Annotated in this window: 14 protein-coding genes and 1 tRNA gene; 13 read left to right on the top strand and 2 right to left on the bottom strand. The window is 48.2% G+C overall.

Going from position 1 to position 18,856, the window contains the following annotated elements; genetic code table 11:
* The first annotated feature begins 358 nt into the window (after positions 1–358).
* From ACY2VW_RS05730 to ACY2VW_RS05720, 3 genes are all read left to right on the top strand, one after another.
* Complete coding sequence (locus ACY2VW_RS05730) at positions 359–4,156, top strand: phosphoribosylformylglycinamidine synthase (RefSeq protein WP_461877374.1); 3,798 nt, start codon at positions 359–361, stop codon at positions 4,154–4,156.
* A 279-nt stretch (positions 4,157–4,435) separates the two neighbouring features.
* A complete protein-coding gene (locus ACY2VW_RS05725) occupies positions 4,436–4,963 on the top strand; it encodes an RNA polymerase sigma factor (RefSeq protein WP_158565082.1) in 528 nt (175 codons plus the stop codon).
* A gap of 223 nt (positions 4,964–5,186) precedes the next feature.
* Complete coding sequence (locus tag ACY2VW_RS05720) at positions 5,187–6,245, top strand: lactonase family protein (protein ID WP_022463215.1); 1,059 nt, start codon at positions 5,187–5,189, stop codon at positions 6,243–6,245.
* A gap of 84 nt (positions 6,246–6,329) precedes the next feature.
* Here the strand turns inward: ACY2VW_RS05720 and aroC are convergent, their stop codons facing one another.
* Positions 6,330–7,436 carry a chorismate synthase gene (gene aroC, locus ACY2VW_RS05715; protein WP_461877373.1) on the bottom strand — a complete coding sequence of 369 codons (1,107 nt, stop codon included), beginning with the start codon at positions 7,434–7,436 and terminating at the stop codon, positions 6,330–6,332.
* Positions 7,437–7,807: 371 nt separating this feature from the next.
* Here aroC and ACY2VW_RS05710 point away from each other — a divergent pair, with 371 nt between their 5' ends.
* Genes ACY2VW_RS05710 through ACY2VW_RS05700 form a run of 3 tightly spaced genes read left to right on the top strand, consistent with a single transcriptional unit; the run spans position 7,808 to position 11,436 of the window.
* Positions 7,808–8,671, top strand: coding sequence for a hypothetical protein (locus tag ACY2VW_RS05710; RefSeq protein ID WP_461877372.1), 864 nt, complete (start codon positions 7,808–7,810; stop codon positions 8,669–8,671).
* Positions 8,672–8,698: 27 nt separating this feature from the next.
* Complete coding sequence (gene pyk, locus ACY2VW_RS05705) at positions 8,699–10,135, top strand: pyruvate kinase (RefSeq protein WP_055268187.1); 1,437 nt, start codon at positions 8,699–8,701, stop codon at positions 10,133–10,135.
* A 23-nt stretch (positions 10,136–10,158) separates the two neighbouring features.
* Entirely contained in the window at positions 10,159–11,436 is a 1,278-nt protein-coding gene (locus ACY2VW_RS05700; protein ID WP_461877371.1) for a diaminopimelate decarboxylase, read from the top strand.
* Between the two features lie 153 nt (positions 11,437–11,589).
* Here the strand turns inward: ACY2VW_RS05700 and ACY2VW_RS05695 are convergent.
* Positions 11,590–11,672, bottom strand: a tRNA-Leu gene (locus ACY2VW_RS05695).
* Positions 11,673–11,835: 163 nt separating this feature from the next.
* On the opposite strand from ACY2VW_RS05695, the gene ACY2VW_RS05690 reads away from it, so the two are divergent.
* The 7 genes from ACY2VW_RS05690 (at position 11,836) to ACY2VW_RS05660 (ending at position 18,705) form a co-directional block, all read left to right on the top strand.
* On the top strand, positions 11,836–12,435 hold the full coding sequence (locus ACY2VW_RS05690; RefSeq protein WP_461877370.1) for a hypothetical protein: 600 nt from the start codon (positions 11,836–11,838) through the stop codon (positions 12,433–12,435).
* Positions 12,436–12,462: 27 nt separating this feature from the next.
* Positions 12,463–13,227, top strand: coding sequence for a type III pantothenate kinase (locus ACY2VW_RS05685; RefSeq protein WP_461877369.1), 765 nt, complete (start codon positions 12,463–12,465; stop codon positions 13,225–13,227).
* 90 nt (positions 13,228–13,317) lie between these two features.
* Complete coding sequence (locus ACY2VW_RS05680) at positions 13,318–13,701, top strand: GntR family transcriptional regulator (RefSeq protein ID WP_055221433.1); 384 nt, start codon at positions 13,318–13,320, stop codon at positions 13,699–13,701.
* A gap of 19 nt (positions 13,702–13,720) precedes the next feature.
* A complete protein-coding gene (locus ACY2VW_RS05675) occupies positions 13,721–16,189 on the top strand; it encodes an ATP-dependent Clp protease ATP-binding subunit (protein WP_461877368.1) in 2,469 nt (822 codons plus the stop codon).
* Between the two features lie 286 nt (positions 16,190–16,475).
* Positions 16,476–16,889 (top strand): hypothetical protein, encoded by a 414-nt coding sequence (locus tag ACY2VW_RS05670; RefSeq protein ID WP_022462056.1) that lies wholly within the window; start codon positions 16,476–16,478, stop codon positions 16,887–16,889.
* Between the two features lie 73 nt (positions 16,890–16,962).
* Positions 16,963–18,342: a DNA repair protein RadA gene (radA, locus tag ACY2VW_RS05665; protein WP_118640954.1), complete on the top strand. Its 1,380-nt coding sequence runs from the start codon at positions 16,963–16,965 to the stop codon at positions 18,340–18,342.
* A gap of 183 nt (positions 18,343–18,525) precedes the next feature.
* Positions 18,526–18,705 carry a hypothetical protein gene (locus tag ACY2VW_RS05660; RefSeq protein WP_461877367.1) on the top strand — a complete coding sequence of 60 codons (180 nt, stop codon included), beginning with the start codon at positions 18,526–18,528 and terminating at the stop codon, positions 18,703–18,705.
* The last annotated feature ends 151 nt before the right edge of the window (positions 18,706–18,856 follow it).

Below are 18,856 nucleotides of genomic sequence, written 5' to 3'. Positions count from 1 at the left end.
CCCGCGCACTTTCTGGTGCTGGGGGATGCTGTTTCGGGGGATAAGAAATACTAAGAGCCTTGGAATTTGCTAAAAGCGTTATAAAAAAGTCAAAACTCGCTGCGCTCAGACAGTTGACTTTTTTATAACAACGCAAATTTCAAGGCTCTAAGTATTTCTAAATCCCCCTGCAAATGCGCCCACCCCCACTGTGCTCCCCAGCTCCCCGCCCTTTCTGCGTTCGTTTATTAAGAAACAAAACTTATAAAACATATAAGATATATTAATTTCATTTATAAAGATAAATATGCTATTCTGTAAGTAACGAAAGATTGTCCCGTTTTTTGGGGACTATGATTCAGACAAATGGAGGATAAAAATGAGTACAGTCAGACGCGTTTATGTGGAGAAAAAGCCGGAATTTGCGATTAAGGCGAAAGATCTGAAGCATGAAATCAAGCACTATCTGAACATCCAGACCGTAACCAACGTACGGGAGCTGATCCGGTACGATGTAGAAAATATCAGTGATGAGACATATGAGAAAGCATGTAAAGTAGTCTTTGCAGAGCCGCCGGTTGATATCTGCTATCAGGAAGATTTCCCGCGTGCAGAAGGTGCGAGAGTATTTTCCGTAGAATTCCTTCCGGGACAGTTTGATCAGAGAGCCGATTCTGCCGTACAGTGCGTGCAGTTCTTAAAAGAAGACGAGCAGCCGATCATCCGCTCCGCCGTTACGTATGTTATCGAAGGAGAGATGACGGATGAGCAGTTTGACGCAGTCAAAGCACACTGCATCAATCCGGTAGACTCCAGAGAGACAGGACTTGAAAAACCGGAAACCCTCGTGACAAAATTTGAAGAGCCGGCAGATGTCAAAATCTTCGACGGATTCATCGACATGCCGGAGGCAGAATTAAAAGCCCTGTATGATTCCCTCGGCCTTGCCATGACCTTCAAAGACTTCCTGCATATCCAGAACTACTTCCGCGGCGAGGAAAAACGCAATCCATCCATGACCGAGATCCGCGTACTCGATACCTACTGGTCCGATCACTGCCGCCATACCACCTTCTCCACCGAACTCACCAATGTGACCTTCGGCGAAGGCGACTACTACGAGCCGATGAAAAAAAGCTACGACCGCTACTTAAGCGACCGCGAGGTACTCTACAAAGGCCGTGACGACAAATTTATCTGCCTTATGGACCTTGCCCTTCTGGCAATGAAAAAACTGAAATCCGAAGGAAAACTCGCGGATCAGGAAGAGTCTGATGAAATCAACGCATGCTCCATCGTCGTACCGGTAGATGTAGACGGAAAAGACGAAGAGTGGCTGATCAACTTCAAAAACGAGACCCACAACCACCCGACCGAGATCGAGCCGTTCGGTGGTGCAGCAACCTGCCTTGGCGGTGCAATCCGTGATCCGCTTTCCGGCAGAACCTACGTATATCAGGCAATGCGTGTGACCGGAGCCGCAGATCCGACCCGTCCGCAGAGCGAGACACTCGAAGGAAAACTTCCGCAGAAAAAACTCGTAAGAGAAGCAGCACACGGCTACAGCTCCTACGGAAACCAGATCGGTCTTGCAACCGGCTATGTCAAAGAAGTTTACCATCCGGACTACGTGGCAAAACGTATGGAGATCGGAGCTGTCCTTGGAGCAGCACCGCGCCGTGCCGTTGTCCGTGAAAATTCCGATCCGGGCGATATCATCATCCTGCTCGGCGGCCGTACCGGAAGAGACGGCTGCGGCGGTGCAACCGGTTCCTCCAAAGTACATACGACAGAATCCATCGAGACCTGCGGTGCAGAGGTACAGAAAGGAAACGCACCGACTGAGCGTAAACTGCAGAGACTGTTCCGCCGCGAGGAAGTCAGCCTTCTGATTAAAAAATGCAACGACTTCGGTGCAGGCGGAGTTTCCGTTGCCATCGGCGAGCTGGCACCGGGCCTTAAGATCAATCTGGACAAAGTACCGAAAAAATATGCCGGCCTCGACGGAACCGAGATCGCTATCTCCGAGTCCCAGGAGCGTATGGCCGTTGTCATCGATCCGAAAGACCGTGAGCAGTTCCTGAAATATGCCTCAGAAGAGAACCTGGAGGCAACCGAAGTTGCAGTCGTAACCGAGGATCCGCGTCTGGTACTCTCCTGGAGAGGAAAAGAGATTGTTAATATCTCCCGTGCATTCCTTGACACCAACGGAGCACATCAGGAGAATGATGTTTTCGTAGAGATTCCAAAAGCAGAGGACACTCCGTTAAAGAGAAGCGGTGACATTGCCGATGTCAAAGAAAAATGGCTGTCCACTCTGTCCGATCTTAACGCATGCTCCCAGAAGGGACTTGTTGAGATGTTCGACTCCTCCATCGGAGCAGCCAGCGTGCTGATGCCGTACGGCGGAAAATATCAGCTGACTGAAACCCAGGCCATGGTTGCAAAAGTGCCGGTTCCGGATGGAAAAACCAACACCGTTACCATGATGAGCTACGGCTTTGATCCATACGTATCGAGCTGGAGCCCGTATCACGGAGCAGTCTATGCCGTAACCGAGTCCCTGTCCCGCATCGTGGCAGTCGGCGGCGATTACAGCAAAGTCCGCTTCACCTTCCAGGAATATTTCCGCAGAATGACCGAGGATCCGCACCGCTGGAGTCAGCCGTTCGCAGCACTTCTTGGTGCATACGACGCACAGATGGGCTACGGCCTGCCGTCTATCGGAGGAAAAGACAGTATGTCCGGTACCTTCAACCATATCGACGTACCGCCGACACTCGTATCCTTCGCGGTTGACGTTGCAAAATTAAAAGATGTAGTATCTCCGGAACTGAAAAATGCAGGAGACAAACTCGTGTGGATCCACCTTCCAGTCGACGCACATCTGCTTCCAGAGTACGAAGGCGTCATGGAAACCTACAGAAAACTGCATGAGGATATGCAGAACGGCCGTGTGAAAGCCGCTTATGTCGTAGACCGTCAGGGTATCGCAGCAGCCGTATCCAAGATGGCATTCGGTAATGCTCTCGGCGTAACCATCGAGCACAATGTAGACGAGAGAGACCTCTTTACTCCATATATTGCAGATCTGATCTGCGAAGTTCCGGCTGAAAAAGTCGGAGAGCTGGCAAGCACCTACACCGTCATCGGTGAAGTGACAGACAAACCGGTTCTTTCCTATAAAAACACCGAAATCACCATCCGCGAGGCCGTTTCCGCATGGAACAAACCGCTGGAAAAAGTATTCAAGACCGTATCCGGTGCAGAGCTTCCGGAGGTAGAGGCCCTGAATGTGGCAGCAGCAGACGAAAACGGAATTGTTGCAGACAGTTGCTATCAGGCAAAGAGCATCCACGTATGCTCCCACAAGCTGGCACAGCCGACCGTCTTCATTCCGGTCTTCCCGGGAACGAACTGTGAGTATGACAGCACTAGAGCTTTCGAGCGTGCCGGTGCAAAAGTTATCACTCAGGTATTCAGCAACCTTTCCGCAGAAGACATCCGCGGTTCTGTCGATGCCTTTGAAAAAGCCATCAACCAGGCGCAGATCATCATGTTCCCTGGCGGATTCTCCGCAGGTGATGAGCCGGATGGATCAGCAAAATTCTTTGCAACCGCATTCCAGAATGCGAAGATCAAAGAAGCTGTTACCAAACTGCTGAATGAGAGAGACGGACTTGCCCTTGGTATCTGCAACGGATTCCAGGCGCTGATCAAACTGGGACTCGTTCCGTACGGTGAGATTCTCGGACAGACGGAGGATTCCCCGACTCTGACCTTCAACACCATCGGACGTCATATTTCCAAGATGGTTTACACGAAGGTTGTGACCAACAAATCCCCATGGCTGGCAGGCGCCGAGCTTGGCGGTGTTTACACCAACCCGGCATCCCACGGAGAGGGACGTTTCGTAGCATCGAAAGAGTGGATCGACAAGCTGATGGCAAACGGCCAGATTGCAACCCGCTACTGCGATGTCAACGGAAACCTGACCAACGACGAGTACTGGAATGTCAACGGTTCCTACTGCGGAATCGAGGGTATCACCAGCCCGGACGGCCGTGTATTTGGTAAGATGGCACACGCAGAGCGCCGCGACAACGGCGTAGCAGTCAACATCTACGGAGAGCAGGATCTGAAGATCTTTGAGTCCGGTGTTGCTTACTTTAAATAAAATAAAACCAGAATAGAAGATTCCCGCAGAGAGGAAGAAAGCTCCTTTCTGCGGGAATTTTTTTGTCAGAAACAGTAATTTCTGGTTTCGAAAGAAAAAATTTGATTATGCGCCGCGGTGCAGTTATAACGCAATATTTTGCTTTATTAACAAAAGTAATAAGGTCGAATAGTAGAAATATTCTGAAAAAACGAAAGATTTCGATAGTCTCAACACATTACATATATGACGGGCCCGGAAGAGAAGGACAGCGAAATAACAGGAGGGAGAAAGAAGTGTATGAGACAAGAGGAGGAACGATTTTTTCAGATCATATTCGAGGAAAACAGTCATGTGCTGTTCCGTTATATCTGCGGTCAGTTGAACAATGACCGGGAGACGGCGAAGGATGTGCTGAACGATGTATGGGAGGTATTGGTGGTAAAATTTGAAACCGTTGCCGATCTTGAAGGAGAAGAGATGACGAAATGGCTGTTCTGTGTGGCAAAAAACAAGATCAAGAATCAGCGCAGAAAACATTATTATCAGAATGAAGTTTCCTATACACAATATCAGAAAGAAAACAGAAATGAAGGGGAGGCGGCCGCGACAGCCGAGATTGAGGAGAGAATGGTGATGCAGAACTGCATCCAGAACCTGAATCCGATGGATCAGCGCATTTTCTGGGGGAGAGCATATGGATTCAGCTACAAAGAGCTCAGTGGATTCTGCAAGAAAAGCGAGCAGGCGCTGCAGTGCCAGTACAGCCGCGCAATCAAGAAACTGCAGGGAATGATGAGTCAGGAAATCAGTCTGACGAGAGCGTAGAAAATGGAAATGGTATGCAGCGGAAACCTCAACTCTTACAATCTAAAAACAATAGAAATATCTAAAAAATTCTCTGCAGGAGAATATCCTGTGTCTAAAAATAAAGTGTTACCGTTTACATATCAAAAATCCGTTTTCCTCGTTGTCGTGGCGCGGAAATTGTGTTAAAATATTTTTAGAAAATTCACACGATGTGCGAGAAGGCAGAAAGGATGAAAACAACATGAAGGATGAGTACGTAGCCTATGTAGGCACTTATACCCATGGAAGCAGCATTGGTATTCATTTATATGATGTAAATGTAGAAGAAGGCACTCTGACAGAGCGAAAAGTCATACCGGTCAACAACTCTTCCCACATTGCCCGTTCCTTAAACGGCAAATACCTGTATTCGATTGCAGATGAAGGCGTTGCGGTGTTTGCAGTGGAAGATGACGGAGACCTGACCCCGATCAACAAAGTAGACATCGACGGCATGCGCGGCTGCTATCTGTCGGTGGACAAAACCGGAAGATACCTGTTCGTGGCAGGCTATCATGACGGAAAAGTAACCGTTGTACATACCCATAAGGACGGCCGCCTCGGAAGTCTGATGGACGGCGTGTTCCACAAGGGCCTTGGCAGTGTGGCAGAGCGTAACTTCCGCCCGCATGTCAGCTGTGTCGTTCCTACACCGGACAACAAATATGTCTGCGCAGTCGACAACGGCATTGACCAGATCAAAATGTACAAGCTGAACACACAACGTGACCGCCTGAAACTGGTGGATATCCTGCGCTGTGAGCGTGAATCCGGTCCGAGAGAGATCGTTTTCAGTGAATCCGGAAAATACGCGTATGTCATTTACGAGCTGATGAACAAAGTCGATGTATTCAGCTACCGTGATACGGGAAACGGACCGGAATTTGAAAAACTGCAGTCGATCAGCACCACATCCGCGAACGTGGACCAGGCGCACGACGCTGCATCCGGCATGTGCCTTTCCCCGGATCACCACTACCTGTTTACTTCTACAGCCGGAGACAATACCGTAGCAATGTTCCATATCGACCCGGAGACCGGCTGCCTGGAGAAGAAGTTTGCACTTCCGATCAGCGGCGAATATCCAAAAGATATTGCAATGTTCCCGGACGGAAAACATATCGCAGTGGCAAACCATGAGTCCAACACGATCACAACATTTACCGTTGATTATGAGAAAAACGTGCTGGTTCAGAAAGGCCGCCCGATGAAAGTGGAGACGCCGAACTGTATTCTGATTACGAAAAAAGGCGTTCACTAAAAAAATAACGCAAAAATGCCTGCAGGAAGAACTGTATCCCGCAGGCATTTTTTGTGTTGAAGCCAGAAAGAAGCAGTCCGGCCTTTATTTCTCGTCCAGAGCCCAGACTTTCTTTACATTGTCCAGTTTGGCGCTCATGCCGACGAGCAGTGCGTCCGCCAGGACAAGAGCGGTCATGCATTCCACGACAACAACGGCGCGTGCAACGACGATCGGGTCGTGGCGGCCTTTGATTTCGATGGCAATGTTTTCACCATCTTTGTTGATGGTCTGCTGGGAAGCAGCAACGGACGGGGTCGGTTTGAAACCAGCCCGGACAACGATATCGCTTCCGTCGCTGATACCGCCTAAAATACCGCCGGCGTGGTTGGTCAGCTTGACAATGGAGCCGTCCGCATTTACATGGAAGGCATCGTTATTGGTAAGCCCGGTAGCTGTGCAGACCGAGAAACCGTCTCCGATTTCCACGCCTTTTACGGCGCCGATGGAGACGAGTGCTTTTGCAAGGTTGGCATCGAGCTTTTCAAACACCGGATCGCCGACACCGGACGGCATATGGTGAACGACACATTCGACCACACCGCCGACGGAATTTTTTTCCGCCATGGCTTTTGTTAAAAGCCCGGAAGCCTTTTCGGCAGCCTCTGCATCCGGCATATTCAGGGCGTTATTCGCGATTTCAGCGGCATCAAAAGACTGGATTTCCACGTCACCGATGGAGCGGGTGTAGGCGGAAACGGTGATGCCAAGCTCAGAGAGCATTTTTAAGGCAATGGCACCTGCAGCCACGCGTGCGATCGTCTCGCGTCCTGAGGAGCGTCCGCCGCCGCGGTAGTCGCGGAAACCGTATTTTGCATCAAACGTATAGTCGGCGTGGCCCGGTCTGTAATAGGAAGCAATGTCGCTGTAATCTTTGGAATGCTGATCCTCATTCCATACCACCATGGAAATCGGGGTACCGGTCGTTTTTCCTTCAAAGGTGCCGGATAAAATCTGAACGGTATCGGATTCTTTCCGTTTTGTGGTAAAGCGGTTCTGTCCCGGCTTCCTGCGGTCGAGGTAAACCTGAATATCCTCGTCGGAAAGCGAAAGGCCGGCCGGCACTCCGTCCACAACAACGCCCACGCCTTTTCCATGAGACTCTCCCCAGGTGGTCAGTCTGAAGATGGTACCAAATGATGATCCTGCCATATATAAGGTCCTCCTGAATTTTTTCGTATATTTATAAAATAACTGGAAAAGATTTGATACCGTTCACTGGTACCCAGTAAACGGTATCATTCGCAGCCCTCATTTAAAGTTTTGCTTCGCAAAAGGAGGGCTGCTCACAACTGAATCACTTTCTTACGCAGCGAAACAGTAAATGTTTCACTGCTGAGTGAAAATTAACAAGTATTTCCAATAAATTATACCGGAAAGTAAAACATTCGTAAAGCTCTTTTTCAGAGACGAAATTCACCGTTATACCGTTTGACAAACGAAAAGGCAGCACGTATAATGAGAATGTATTTTCGGGCAGTGAAAGCCGGTGAAATAAAACAAACGAAAAAGGAAGAGTGTGCATGAATTTTTTAGACAAAATGGAGCGAAAATATGGGAGATACGCGTTAAGCCATCTGACGATGTACATTATCGTAACGTACATTGCGGGCTATATCATTCAGCTTGCGGCCCCCATTATGAGACAGTATCTGACACTGGAACCATATTATATTCTGCACGGACAGATCTGGCGTCTGGTGAGCTGGATTCTGATTCCGCCGAGCAGCCTTGATATCTTTACGATCATCATGCTGTTTTTCTATTACTCAATCGGAACAAGCCTTGAAAGAGCCTGGGGAGATTTCAAATATAACGTTTATATCTTTTCCGGCATTCTGATGACCATTATCGGTTCCTTCCTGCTGTATGGAATCTTATATGCAGTCAACGGATATCCGTCGCTGATGGGAACGGCATTCAGCACTTACTACATCAGCCTCTCGATTTTCCTCGGCTTTGCGATCAGCTTCCCGGATATGCAGGTATTGCTGTATTTCATTATTCCGATCAAAATCAAATGGCTGGCATATCTTGATGTAGCACTTCTTGCTTATAGCATGATTACCAGCATCATGAGCGGAAACTGGGCAGGATGTGTTGTTATTCTTTGTTCCCTTGCAAACGTCCTTGTGTTCTTCCTGATGACAAGAAAAGGAAAACGCGGCTCTTTCCAGCAGAACAGACGCCGGAAGGAATTCCAAAAGGCCGTTTCAAGAGGCGAAGCCGAATACCGCAATCCGAACGGGATCACAAAACACAAATGTGCGATCTGCGGCCGGACCGAAAAAGATGATCCGAATCTGGAGTTCCGTTTCTGTTCCCGATGCAACGGAAACTATGAATACTGCCAGGATCACCTGTTTACACATGAACATGTAAAGTAAAACGATAAATAAAAAAAGGAGAAAAGTATGAGAAGAACGAAAATTGTATGCACCATGGGACCAAATACCAACTCCCGTGACCTGATGAAAAAACTGATTGAAACCGGAATGGATGTTGCTCGTTTTAATTTTTCTCATGGAGACCACGATGAGCAGAAAATGCGTATGGATATGCTGAAAGAGCTTCGAAAAGAGCTGAAAACTCCTGTGGCAATCCTTCTGGATACCAAAGGACCGGAAATCCGTACCGGCGTTTTGAAAGATGGCAAAAAAGTAAATCTGGTAACCGGACAGACTTTTACCCTGACAACCGTTCAGGAGACCGGAGATGAAAATCACTGTTCGGTCAGCTACACCGGCCTTACCGACGATATCAAAGAGGGAGACACAATTCTGATCGATGATGGTCTGATCGGCCTGCGCGTAGAAAAAGTAAATGCACCGGAAATTGTCTGTACCGTAGTAAACGGCGGCGAGCTCGGAGAGAAGAAGGGTGTGAATGTACCAAACGTTTCGATCAATCTTCCGAACCTCACGGAGAAAGACAAAGGAGATCTTCTCTTTGGTATTGAACAGGATATTGATTTTGTAGCGGCTTCTTTTATCCGGAATGCAGAGGCAATTAACGAAATCCGTGAGTTCCTTGTGGCAAACGGAGGAGAGCATATTGATATCATTGCAAAGATCGAAAATGCGGAAGGTGTGCAGAACATCGACAGCATCATCGATGCGGCAGATGGTGTGATGGTTGCAAGGGGAGACCTTGGTGTAGAGATTCCGGCGTGCCAGGTACCGCACGTACAGAAAATCATCATTGAAAAATGCAATCATAAATACAAACCGGTTATCACGGCAACCCAGATGCTGGATTCCATGATCCGGAACCCGCGTCCGACCCGTGCAGAGGTAGCCGATGTTGCGAATGCAATTTATGATGGAACGGATGCGATCATGCTCTCCGGCGAAACAGCAGCCGGAAAATATCCGATCGAGGCAGTTACCATGATGGGAGAAATTGCCGAGCAGACAGAGCGCTATCTGAAATTCGAAGATTACCGCGATGGAAAAGCGCTGGAAGGAAAGCTGAATGTTTCCGCAGCAGTCGGAAGTGCAGCCGTTTCTATGGTAGAACACATCAAAGCAGCCTGCATTGTGACTCCGACCATGTCCGGTCAGACCGCAAGACTGATTTCCAACCTTCGTCCGAGCGTACCGATTTACGGCGTTACCCCATATGAATGGGCAAGAAGAAAAATGCAGCTCTACTGGGGCGTTCGTCCGGTGACCGGATACGAGGAAGATTCTACGGAGAACATCATTTCGCATGCCATGTATATGGTGCGCCGTGAGGAACTCGTAGAACGCGGTGATATGGTTATTTTTACGGCCGGAGACCCTGCTACCAACGAGGTGACGGGTGAAGGATATATGACAAACATGCTTCACATTATTCAGGCGAAATAAGCAGAAGAAGGAGACAAAAGAGAATGACGAAGAAGCCTTTTGTAACAAAAGAAAAACTGGAAGAAATCGCAGCAGCAGTACCAACTCCGTTTCACATTTACGATGAAAAAGGAATTCGTGAGAATGCGAAAGCGGTAAAGGAAGCTTTTTCCTGGAATCCGGGATTTCGTGAGTATTTTGCAGTGAAAGCGAACCCAAACCCGACACTGATCAAAATGCTGGGTGAATATGACTGCGGATGCGACTGCTCTTCTTACACGGAGCTGATGCTTTCCGATGCGATGGGATTTGAAAAAGATAAAATCATGTTTTCTTCCAACGTAACACCGGCTGCAGAGTATCAACTGGCTGCAGAGCTTGGTGCGATCATTAACCTTGATGATATTACCCATATTGATTTTCTTGAGAAAACATTAGGCTACATTCCGAAGAAAATCTGCTGCCGTTATAACCCGGGCGGACTGTTTAAAATCAGCACCGATATCATGGACAATCCGGGAGATGCCAAATACGGTATGACAACCGAGCAGATTTTCGAGGCATTCCGCATTTTGAAGGCAAAAGGGGCAGAAGAGTTCGGCATCCATTCTTTCCTTGCAAGTAATACCGTAACCAACGATTACTACCCGGTTCTGGCAAAAACACTGTTTGAGCTGGCTGTAAAGCTGCAGAAAGAGACAGGCGTAAAAATCAAATTCATCAATCTTTCCGGCGGTGTCGGAATCCCGTACAAGCCGGGTCAGGAAGGCAATGACATCCGCGTGATTGGCGAGGGTGTACATAGAGTGTACGATGAAGTCCTCGTTCCGGCCGGCATGGGCGATGTTGCAATTTACACGGAGATGGGCCGTTTCATGATGGGACCGTACGGCGGACTCGTTACGCGCGCAATCCATCAGAAACACATTTACAAAGAGTATATCGGCTGTGATGCCTGCGCGGTCAACCTGATGAGACCGGCTATGTACGGCGCTTACCACCACATCACCGTGATGGGCAAAGAGGATCAGCCGTGCGACCACAAATATGACGTAACGGGTTCCTTATGCGAAAACAACGACAAATTCGCGATCGACAGAATGCTGCCGGAAGTAGAGGTCGGAGATCTTCTCTTTATCCACGATACCGGCGCACACGGATTTTCAATGGGCTACAACTATAACGGAAAATTAAAATCTGCCGAAGTTCTGCTCAAAGAGGACGGCAGCTTTGAAGTCATCCGCCGTGCAGAAACCCCGAAAGACTACTTCGCTACACTGGATGGAACACCGGAGTATGAGAAGATGTTCAGAAATAAATAAGAGATTATAATTTAGGAAAATAGAAAAACCCTTTCCGAAAGAACCACGCGATAAAGATGGTTCTATGGAAAGGGTTTTCTGCATCTCTTAAGACGGGAAAGATAACAAAAAAGACCCATATAAACTTTCGTTCATACAGATCTCTTTTTTGTCTGCCGCTGGCCGGACTCGAACCGGCACGGTTATTCACCGCTTGATTTTGAGTCAAGTGCGTCTACCAATTCCGCCACAGCGGCACGTTCTGATAATCGGAACAAAATACATTTTACCATAAAAGCGGGAAGGGCGCAAGAGGGAAATTTGGAATAATTAGGATGGGGAAATAAAAGATGAGGGTAGGGACTTTTCGGATAAGAGAAGATATTGTATAATGGCAGAAAAGTGAGGAAGGAGGAAAATATGAGACAGATATCATATTATTATCATACAACCCCTTTTGAAGATATATTAAAGGAACTGCAAAAAAGAAAGAGAAGAAAAAATCCACCGAATCCGTTTTGGTATAGAATTGATTTTTGGCAAGATTTCAGAGAGACAGGAATTATTTTGGGAGTAACTGCAGTGATGATACAGTTTCTTTTTTGGGAGCTCAATGGTGAGTGGAAAATGCCGCTTGGATATTATACAATTTGTGCTGTATTGGTTATTTTGGGGATTTTGAGTTGGCAATATAGTAAGAGAACATGGATAGAGGTTATTGATGACGGTGAAAGAGATGATTCCAGAATGATCTTTCATTGCCCGTTTCGCAGTGAAGAGGTTATGAGGATGAATCAAATTAGCGAGGCAAAGTTAGTAAAAAATAGCTATGTGTATGGTTCTATGTATATTTATGATGAACATGGAACACCGAAATTTTGCATTTCGCATACAGCGAACAATTTTGAACTGCTTTCGAGAAATTTAGAATGGCATAACAAGAAGATAACAGAAGTTGCTGGATGGGAGATGGAAAAAGAGCTGATGGCAGAACTTAGAAAGCACAAAATTAAAAAATAATTTACCATACAGGAGGAAAACCAAATCATGATCCTTGCAATAGACATCGGCAACACCAACATCGTCCTCGGCTGCGTCGAAGGAAAAAAGACGTTCTTCATCGAACGCCTGTCCACCGACAAATCTAAAACAGAACTGGAATACGCAGTCAGCCTGAAAAATGTGCTGGAAATTTATGAGATTCCCGTAGATCAGATCGAAGGCGGCATCATCTCCTCCGTCGTTCCGCAGGTAACGGAACTCTGCCGGAGTGCGGCAGAAAAAGTCATCAAAAAGCCGGTCAAAGTGGTTGGACCCGGCGTGAAGACAGGTCTTAATATCAAACTGGATGACCCCGCAACCGCAGGAAGCGATCTCGTTGTAGTAGCAGTGGCAGCCCTGAATGAATACACCTGCCCGCAGATCGTCATCGACATGGGAACCGCAACCACCATGAGTGTGCTCGACCAGAAAGGCTGCTTTATCGGCGGTGTTATTCTTCCAGGCTTACGCACCTCTCTGGATGCACTCGTATCAAACGCCGCGCAGCTCAGCCAGACCAGTCTTACCGCGCCGAAAAAAGTGATCGGCAAAAATACCCTGGACTGCCTGAGAGGCGGCATGATCTACGGAAACGCCGCCAGCATCGACGGCATGATTGAGCGGATGGAAGAAGAACTTGGCTGCAAATGCACGATTGTGGCTACCGGCGGCCTGGCGCAGGCTGTGATTCCGCACTGCCGACACAACATCATCATCGACGAGGATCTGCTCTTAAAAGGCCTTCAGATTATCTATGAAAAGAACAGATAAAGATCCGATTGCAAATCCGTTCATTGACAAAGTCTGCGGATTGTTATAACATATGTATAACAATACGATACGAGAAAGCAGGGTGTAACTATGTATTACGAGACAATACAGATCGATTTCAACAGCGATGAAGCGATCTATATCCAGCTGCGGAATCAGATCATTCTGGGTATCGCCACTTCGCGGATTCAGGAAGGGGATACCTTACCTTCCGTCAGGCAGCTCGCAGACAATATCGGAATCAATATGCATACCGTAAATAAAGCCTACAGCGTACTCCGTCAGGAGGGTCTCCTTTCCATTGACAGAAGAAAGGGCGCCGTCATCCGCATCGATGCGGACAAGCTGTACGCGATGCAGGAACTGCGCGAAGATCTGCAGGTCATTCTTGCAAAAGCCGTCTGCAAAAATATATCAAAAGAAGAAGTACATCAGCTTGTAGATGAAATTTACAGCAACTACGCAGACGAGTAAATAAGGAGATAATATTGTTATGAGAGAAGGATATACCAGTCAGGCAAAAAAAGCACTGGCATATGCGGTTAAGACAGCCGAAAAATGTGGACATAACTACGTGGGAACCGAACACCTTCTGATCGGCCTTCTGAATGTGGAGGATGGAACCGCGGGCATGGTGCTCACCGAGTTCCATGTAGATGCCGGACAGCTCACCGAGCTGATCGACCGTCTGATCGCACCAGGCGGAAATACAGCAACTGAATCACGTCCGGGCTATACCCCGAGAGTACGTCGTGTACTCGAAAATGCAGAAGCAGAGGCCGCACGCTTCAAAAGCAGAGCCGTAGGAACTGAGCATCTGCTGATTGCTATTTTAAAAGAGAGCGACTGCGTTGCCACCCGCTTACTTTTCACCATGGGCATCAACATTCAGAAATTATACAGCGCCATTCTCACCGCCATGGGCGAAGCACCGTCACAGGGCGGCATGAATGGAAATCCAAACGCCGGCCGCGGACCGCAGACAAGAGGCGGTGCATCGAACAGCGAAACACCGGCGCTCGATCAGTACAGCCGCGATCTCACCGAACTCGCGCGCGAAGGAAAACTCGACCCGGTTGTCGGCCGCAGCCAGGAAATTGAGCGTGTGATTCAGATCCTGAGCCGCCGGACAAAAAATAACCCTTGCCTCATTGGAGAGCCAGGTGTCGGAAAAACGGCGATTGCCGAAGGCCTTGCACAGCGCATCGCTCTTGGCATCGTGCCGGAAACCATCCGTGACAAGCGTGTTGTCGTTCTTGACCTCTCGGGAATGGTAGCCGGAAGCAAATACCGCGGTGAGTTCGAAGAGCGCATCAAACGAGTCGTCAAAGAAGTGACGGATAATGAAAACATTCTGCTGTTCATCGACGAGCTTCATACGATCATCGGAGCAGGCGGCGCAGAGGGAGCACTCGATGCATCCAACATTTTAAAACCGTCCCTGTCACGCGGAGAAATTCAGCTCATAGGTGCAACCACGCTCGAAGAATACCGTAAATACATCGAAAAAGATGCCGCATTGGAGCGTCGTTTCCAGCCGGTTAAAGTGGATGAGCCGACCGAAAGTGAAGCACTCGATATCTTAAAAGGACTGCGCCCGTACTATGAGCGTCATCACGGCGTGGAAATCACCGATGAAGCGCTCGAGGCAGCCGTAAAAATGAGCGTGCGCTACATCAACGACCGCTTCCTGCCGGATAAAGCCATCGATCTGATTGATGAGGCATCCGCAGGTGTGCAGCTTGCGGGCTATCAGGTGCCGGACAACATGGCAAAAGAGGAGCAGGCTCTGTTCGAAGTACAGAAAGAAAAAGAATCTGTCATCAGTGCAGGTGATTTTGAACAGGCAAAAGTGCTGCAGGCACGCCAGCAGGAGCTTGAGAAAGATCTTGAGCAGATCCGCAAACGCTTTGAGCGCCGCTGCAAGAATAAAAAACTGCAGGTAACCGAGGAAGAGATCGCAAAAACCGTATCGACCTGGACGAAAATCCCAGTACAGCGTCTCGCAGAAGGAGAATCCAAACGCCTGGCAAAATTGGAGCAGACCCTCCACAAACGTGTTGTTGGACAGGAAGAAGCCGTAATGGCTGTAGCAAAAGCCGTCAAACGGGGTAGAGTCGGATTAAAAGACCCGAACCGCCCGACCGGCTCATTTCTGTTCCTCGGCCCGACCGGAGTTGGCAAAACAGAACTTTCCAAAGCACTCGCAGAAGCAGTCTTCGGCACCGAGCAGGCCCTGATCCGCGTTGATATGTCGGAATACATGGAGAAACACAGCGTTTCCAAGCTGATCGGTTCCCCTCCGGGATACGTTGGCTACGAAGAGGGCGGCCAGCTCTCTGAAAAAGTGCGCCGCAATCCGTACAGCGTGATCCTGTTCGATGAGATCGAGAAAGCTCACCCGGATGTGTTCAACATACTGCTGCAGGTACTCGACGATGGCCACATCACCGATGCGCAGGGCAGAAAAGTTGATTTCAAACAGACCTGTATCATCATGACATCCAACGCCGGGGCACAGAACATTGTTGCGCCGAAGCGACTTGGCTTCCTTTCGACAGAAGATGAGCGTAAGGACTATGAGTACATGAAGGGCCAGGTGATGGAAGAGGTGAAACGGATGTTCAAGCCGGAATTCCTGAACCGAATTGACGAAATCATCGTATTCCATCAGCTTACCAAGGCAGATATGAAGAAGATTCTGCAGATTCTTCTGAAAGATCTGGAACGCCGTTGCAAAGAACAGATGGATATCGAACTGAAAGTCCGTGACACCGTAAAAGAATATCTGGTGGAGAACAGCTTCGACAGTAAGTACGGTGCCCGCCCGTTAAAACGCGCGATCCAGAGCAAAATTGAGGATCCGCTCGCAGAAGCCATCCTGAACGGAGAAGTGAAAAAAGGCGATACCGTTGCGGTTGGAATGAGTAAGAAAGAGATTACTTTTAACACCAGTAGATAAGAAGTCCTCCGATTCTAAAGCGATGGGATAAATTGTTAAAAGAAACATAACGGCAGTGGCGGGCGGAGAGAAATCGGTATCCTCCACTGACATGAGGCAAGTCACAGTCGAACTATTTTCGACATGTCAGACTCCGTGAAAATACCGACTGTGAGTTGAAACAAGGTTCTTGAAAAAAATAATATAAAAATCCCATAAATCATATGGTAAAATCTTTTTGATTATGGTATGATTTTCACAAAGAAACGAAACACCACAAAAGACAAGACCAGGAGGGCATTTACAAATGTCAGTAGTAAAAGAATTAATCCGCACAGAGGCAGATGGAGGCATCAGCTTCGGAGATTATGAGCTTGCGGCAAAGGCAAAAAAATCTGATTTTGAGCACAGAGGAGATCTGTATAAAGTAAAAACCTTTAAGGAAATCACAAAGCTGGAGAGAAACGGACTGTTCGTATACGAATCCGTTCCGGGAACCGCAGTTACCGATCTGAACGTATTCGACGGCGGCATGACCTTCAAAGTAGAAGGACCGGAGGATGCACAGATTACCGTTGAAATGGAAGCAGAGACCGAATACAAGGTGCTGCTCGACGGCGTAAACGTTGGTCACATGACCACAAACCTCGGCGGAAAACTTTCCTTCAGCGTAGAGCTGGAAAAAGCAGAGGATGTAGCAGTAGAAATCGTAAAAGCATGATGAAATAAGAAAAGAAGGCTGTCGCAGAACGTGTGCGGCAGCTTTTTTTGACAATTATAAGGGAGACACAACTATGGCAAAAGCAAAAAAAACAGCCTTTTTCTGCCAGAACTGCGGATATGAGTCAGCAAAATGGATGGGCCAGTGTCCGGCGTGCAGAGAATGGAATACGTTTGTGGAGGAACCGACGGCGGCCAAAACACCGGCGGGAAACCAGGGGCTCGGAAGCCACAGCGCAGCGGGCAGAAAGCCGGTGCATCTGACGGAAATTTCAACAGGAAAAGAAGAGCGTATCCCGACGGGAATCGGAGAACTCGACCGGGTGCTCGGCGGAGGAATTGTGCCGGGTTCCCTGACACTGGTCGGCGGCGATCCGGGAATTGGAAAATCCACACTCCTTCTGCAGGTGTGCCGCATGCTGTCCACAGCAGGACATCAGGTTTTATACATTTCCGGCGAGGAGTCCCTGCGCCAGATCAAACTGCGCGCCGTGCGGATCGGAGAATTTAATGAAAATCTGTCCCTGCTCTGTGAGACGAATCTTGACATCATCCGCGCTGTCATGGAAAAAGAGAAGCCGGAGATTGCCGTCATCGACTCGATCCAGACCATGTACAACGAGGAGGTCAGCTCCGCGCCGGGCAGTGTATCCCAGGTCCGGGAATCAACGAATGTGCTGATGCAGATTGCAAAGGGAATGGGAATCTCGATCTTTATCGTCGGTCATGTGACAAAAGACGGTAATGTGGCCGGCCCGCGTGTGCTGGAACACATGGTAGATACCGTGCTGTACTTCGAGGGCGACCGTCATGCGTCCTACCGGATTCTGCGCGGCGTCAAAAACCGTTTTGGTTCTACAAATGAGATCGGCGTCTTCGAAATGCAGACAGAGGGACTCGTGGAAGTGAAAAATCCATCGGAATACATGCTGAACGGACGGCCGGAGGGAGCTTCCGGTTCGGTTGTCGCATGCTCCATGGAGGGAACGCGCCCGATCCTGATCGAGATTCAGGCACTGGTCTGCCACAGCAATTTCGGAATCCCGCGCCGCACCGCAGCAGGATGCGATTTCAACCGCGTAAACCTGCTGATGGCAGTGCTGGAAAAACGCGCAAGAGTCAATCTTTCGACAAGCGATGCCTACGTCAATATTGCCGGCGGAATTAAGATGAATGAACCGGCGATCGACCTTGGCATCGCACTTGCCGTCGTATCGAGCTACAAAGATCAGGTGATCGATGAAAAAACGGTCGTATTCGGCGAGGTCGGCTTAAGCGGTGAGGTCCGCGCCGTCAGCATGGCGGAACAGCGTGTACTGGAAGCAAAAAAACTGGGCTTCGAGCGGGTGATTTTACCTGCTGTCTGCATGAAGTCCGTGGAGAAAATCGGTGGAATCGCACTGATTCCGGTGGAAAATATTCAGGATGCGATTCTGCGCGTGGGGAAAAATTAGAATGAAGTTGTGGAAAAAGGACTGGCGTGTGATGCGTACGGTCCTTTTTAAAAAATTCAGATAAAATACGAAATATGCAGAATTAACTATATTTTTCTAAAAATAAGAAAATTCGAAAAAAGGTGTTGACTTTTGCTTTCGGCGGTGTTATTATAACTAAGCTGTCAGCGAGAGCTACAGTGAATGAGTTCTTTTGAAACAGAAAAACCTAGTCCGGAGCCGGGTGGCTGCCACGGGTTGCAAAAACTGCTTCAAAAAAACTTGAAAAAGTTCTTGACAAAAGCAAATGAGTTTGATAAAATAAACGAGTTGCTGATCGAGAGAACAGCACGAAGTTCGAAAGAGTTTCAAAAAATAAATTAAAAAAGTTCTTGACAAACGAAAAGTTCTGTGATAAAATAAACGAGCTGATCCGAGTCGGAACGGCAGAGATCCTTGATAATTAAACAGTGAAACACATCCTCGAAAGTTCTGAATAAGTAATTCAAAACGATCGAAAGATCCTTTAAAACAG

Source organism: Fusicatenibacter sp., assembly GCF_977045365.1.
The sequence above is the reverse complement of the archived record's forward strand: the minus strand, read 5'-3'. Positions and strand labels throughout refer to the sequence as shown.